The following is a 4,493-nucleotide window of genomic DNA, read 5'->3' on the forward strand; positions in this document are numbered from 1 at the left end:
ATCAAGCGGAAACTGTGCGCCGCCAGCCGGTATCCGCATCCGGTGTTTGGCCTGCCGGTACGCCAGGAGCAAGGCGCGTTCCCGCTCGCTCGCCTGTTCCAGCAGGCGATGTTCGATAGCGCGGCCAGCCTCCCCCACTATGGCTTCCGCCGACGGATTCGCCTCGGCGAGCCTGCAAATGAGGCTGAACACGCCTTCGATACGCCCGCTGAGGGGGTCGCGGACGGGAGCGGATATGCACGCGTCCGGTTGGTAGAGGTCAGCAAAGTGCTCGGCACCCGAGACGCGGGCGGGGCGCCTTTCCACGAGGGCGAGGGCTACGGCGCTGGTGCCGACCAGGTGCTCGGCGACGCAGAACCCAGGGTGTAGGCCGAAGGATGCCTCACCGACCCGGTGCGCCAGTATTCTTGCCTGGTCGTCGGTGAGACACACGCACACCCAGGTCCCGGCGATCATGGATGCCAGTCGGTCGAGTACCGGGTCGGCCGCGCGGACCAGGCGCGTGTCCAGATCAAGATCCGGATCATAGACGGGGGAGCACCGGTCCGGGCTCACGTTCAGTACCTGGCTGCGCCACCACGAACCCAAAATCGCGTTTTGTGGTCCTTCCGCTACCAGGTCCCCCGTCAGGAATCGTTCCCGCAGGTGAGCGCTGTTACGCTGCGCAAGGTCATCCCAGATGTCCACGATGATTTCACCTCCCTCCTCGGGAGCCCAGGGTTTCCGCGTCACCCTCCTGGCCTGCGCGCACATTCCACACCATCAAATCTACTACACCATTGTGGGCCTGCTGTCGCCTACGGAATGCTCCGATCTGCGAGCGACGCCCGAGATGAGACCGGTATAAGCACGTATGCGATGCTGGCGACGCTACCGGTGGAGCGGGACGGCATAGTCGATCATGCCGTTGTGATCATGCGGCCGGCATTCTGTTCGCGCGGCGGCGCAGCACGGTCCGAGCACGTTCGACCTGCCGCAGCGGCTCAGAATGCCGCGCGGGCTCCGACCACGGGGGCGTCGACGTCCACGATCTCCTTACCCAGCGGCAGCAGCGAGACCGGGATCAGTTTGAAGTTCGCCAACCCGAGCGGGATACCGATGATGGTGAGGCAGAGTGCCAGGCCGGTGGTGAGATGTCCCAGTGCCAACCACCAACCGGCCAGCAGGATCCACAGCACGTTTCCGACCAGGGACGCCCCGCCAGCGCCGGGTCGGTCGACAATGCGCCGTCCAAACGGCCACAGGGTGAAGTTCGCCATCCGCAGGGCGGCGATCCCGAAGGGAATCGTGACGATGAGAATGAAGCACACAAGCGCTGCGAGGGCGTAGCCGACGGCGAGCCAGAAACCACCGAATACCAACCAGATGACGTTGAGCACGAGGCGCATGAGCTGACCCGCTCCCTCCCGGTCCGACACCGGGATCGTGGTGAACGCCGATGGCAAGCCTGCCGGGAACATCGGCGCCACTGTCGATCGGCCGCCACTCGTCGATCGGCACCGACTTTATCGTACCAATCCAGCCCAGGTCGTCCGAACACGGCCGTCCGGACACGGTCATCGGAACTCGCGATGACACACCGTCAGGTACACCACGATGATCTGCCCCGGGGACGCCATCGCAAACGGAGTGGATGCCACGCGGCCCGGCACGTTCCGGCCCTGCTCGCTACTGTCATGACAGCAGTCCATGCCGACCGGTCGCGACCGGCCCGTCGCGGCCGCACGAACGCAGGTGACGTACGCCGCCGCCTGGCGCAGGCAGCTTCCCGGCCACGGTCGTCGGTATCCAGGAGGTGATCCGGTTCGGGTAGCCCAACCGGCTCCCGCCTGCCGTGGACACGAGGTGTCGCCCCGGTTACCTCTCTCGAGAGCGGAAGTGATGCGCGGATGACCGATATGCAGGCATTCGACCACGTAATCGATCTTGTCGGAAACACGCCGCTGGTCCGGATCACACCGACGATCGAGACGACGCCGACGCCGGTGCTGGCAAAGCTGGAGTACCTTAATCCCGGTGGATCGGTGAAAGACCGGGTGGCGCTGACCATGGTCGCCGCCGCAGAGGAGGCCGGACTGCTTCCGCCTGGTGGGACCATCATCGAACCTACCAGCGGAAACACCGGTGTCGGCCTGGCCCTGGTGGCGGCCCGGCGGGGCTATCGCTGCGTGTTCACCATGCCCGACAAGATCAGCGAAGGGAAACGAGCCGTCCTGCGCGCCTACGGCGCCGAGGTCGTCATCTGCCCGACAGCAGTGGCACCCGACGACCCCCGCTCCTACTACTCGGTGGCCCGCCGGCTCGTCCGCGAGACTCCCGGTGGTTGGAGCCCGGATCAGTATTCCAACCCGAACAATCCCGCTGCGCACTACGCTACGACCGGGCCGGAGATCTGGCAGGCCACGAACGGTCGCGTCACCCATTTCGTCGCCGGCATCGGGACCGGCGGGACGATCAGTGGAGTCGGCCGTTACCTCAAGGAGGCGTCCGGCGGAACCGTGCAGATCGTGGGCGCGGATCCGGAGGGTTCGGTCTACTCCGGTGGCAGCGGCCGGCCCTACCTCGTCGAAGGCGTCGGGGAGGACATCTGGCCGACGACCTACGACAAGACGGTCGTCGACCGGGTGGAGGCGGTCAGCGACCGCGACTCGTTCCTGATGACGCGCGAGCTGGCCAGGAAATGCGGGCTGCTGGTGGGCGGATCAGGCGGGCTCGCGGTGGTAGTCGCCCTCCGGGTCGCTCGCGAGCTCGGCCCGGACGACGCCGTTGTGGTCCTGCTTCCAGACTCCGGCCGCGGATACCTGTCGAAGATCTTCAACGACGAATGGATGTACGAGTACGGCTTTCTGGAGCCGCCGTCGAACGAGCCGACCGTCTCGGACGTTCTGCGGAACAAGGCCGAACAGACCAGTGGTCCCCCCGATCTGGTGCATGTCCACCCGGCCGAGACAGTCGGTGCCGCCATCTCCTACCTGCGCGAGTACAACGTGTCGCAGATGCCGGTGGTGCGGCACGAACCGCCCCTGCGGGCGGCGGAGGTCGCGGGTTCCGTCATCGAGCGGCATCTGCTCGCGGCGGTCTTCGCCGACCGGTCCGCCATCGACGATCCGGTCGCCGATCATCTGTCGCCGTCGCTTCCAATGGTTGGTACCGGCGAGCCACTGGCCCGGATCGTCGCGGTGCTCGGGGACGAACCCGCGGTGCTGGTACACGACGAGGGTAATCCCGTCGGCATCCTTACCCGTGCCGACCTGCTGAGTTTCCTGGCCGTCCGCTAGATCGGCACCGATCATCGAGGACGCCCTAGCGTGGCGTCATGCATATGGAGCAGCCCGCTGAGGGATTCGAGACCATCGCGATCCATGCCGGCCAGGAGCCCGATCCCGTCACGGGAGCGGTGGTGACGCCGATCCACCAGTCCTCGACGTTCGCCCAGGATGGCGTGGGTGGGCTTCGGAGCGGCTACGAGTACAGTCGTTCGGCGAATCCGACCCGTACCGCGCTGGAGACCTGCCTCGCCGCGCTGGAACGCGGGACGGTCGGCCTCGCTTTCTCCTCCGGCATGGCGGCGACGGACGCCCTGCTGCGAACCGTCTGCCGGCCCGGAGACCACGTCATCATCCCGGCGGACGCCTACGGCGGCACCTACCGGCTCATCGCCCGGGTGCTCGCCGACTGGGGCGTCGACCACACCAGCATCGATCTCACCGACCTCGATGCGGTGCGAGTCGCGATCCGTCCGGGCACCACGCGACTGGTGTGGTGCGAAACCCCGACCAATCCCATGCTGTCCATCGCCGACATCGTCGCTCTCTCGTCGCTGGCGCATGACGCGGGGGCGCTGCTGACGGTCGACAACACGTTCGCTTCGCCCTACCTGCAGCAGCCACTGACCCTGGGGGCGGACGCGGTGGTGCATTCCACGACGAAGTATCTCGGTGGCCACAGCGATGTCGTCGGCGGCGCGCTCGTGGTCGGCGATCCGGACCTGGGCGCCCGGCTACGGTTCCTGCAGAACGCGGCCGGCGCCGTCGCCGGCCCCTTCGACAGCTGGCTGGTACTGCGCGGTGTCAAGACGCTCCCCGTTCGGATGGACCGGCACTGCGACAACGCTCGGCGTATCGCGGCCGAGCTCGCCACGCACCCCGCTGTCGGGACCGTCCGCTACCCGGGTTCGACCGGCCATGCGGGTCACGACATCGCCGCGAAGCAAATGCGCGACTTCGGGGGGATGGTCTCGTTCACCCTTCGGGCCGGCCCCCAGGCGGCCGTGGCGGCATGCGGCCGGACCAGGCTGTTCACTCTCGCCGAGTCGTTGGGTGGGGTGGAATCCCTGATCGAACATCCGGCGAGCATGACCCATGCCTCGGTGGAGGGTTCGCCGCTCGCGGTACCCGCGGACCTCGTTCGGCTCTCGGTCGGGATCGAATCGGTGGACGACCTCGTCGCCGATCTGCACCAGGCGCTGCGCGGGCTTTCCGACGGATCCGCGT

The 4,493-nt window shown here is 67.1% G+C and carries 4 protein-coding genes and 1 pseudogene; 3 read left to right on the forward strand and 2 right to left on the reverse strand.

Annotation, left to right across the window (positions count from 1 at the left end):
• A pseudogene (locus AC08ON_RS07560) lies at nt 1-687 on the reverse strand (hypothetical protein); the annotation flags it as partial.
• Here AC08ON_RS07560 and AC08ON_RS07565 point away from each other — a divergent pair.
• Complete coding sequence (locus AC08ON_RS07565) at nt 680-847, forward strand: hypothetical protein (protein WP_476616689.1); 168 nt, start codon at nt 680-682, stop codon at nt 845-847. The pseudogene AC08ON_RS07560 and the gene AC08ON_RS07565 overlap by 8 nt on opposite strands.
• Nucleotides 848-983: 136 nt before the next feature.
• On the opposite strand, the gene AC08ON_RS07570 is transcribed toward AC08ON_RS07565, so the two are convergent.
• Nucleotides 984-1,388, reverse strand: a complete 405-nt coding sequence (locus tag AC08ON_RS07570; protein WP_476607014.1) for a YccF domain-containing protein — start codon at nt 1,386-1,388, stop codon at nt 984-986.
• 510 nt (nt 1,389-1,898) lie between these two features.
• Here AC08ON_RS07570 and AC08ON_RS07575 point away from each other — a divergent pair.
• Entirely contained in the window at nt 1,899-3,278 is a 1,380-nt protein-coding gene (locus AC08ON_RS07575; RefSeq protein ID WP_476607015.1) for a cystathionine beta-synthase, read from the forward strand.
• 38 nt (nt 3,279-3,316) lie between these two features.
• On the forward strand, nt 3,317-4,493 hold a 1,177-nt coding region (locus tag AC08ON_RS07580), incomplete at its 3' end, for a cystathionine gamma-synthase (protein WP_476607013.1).

It is taken from the genome of Frankia sp. CoWAU3, from assembly GCF_977971855.1.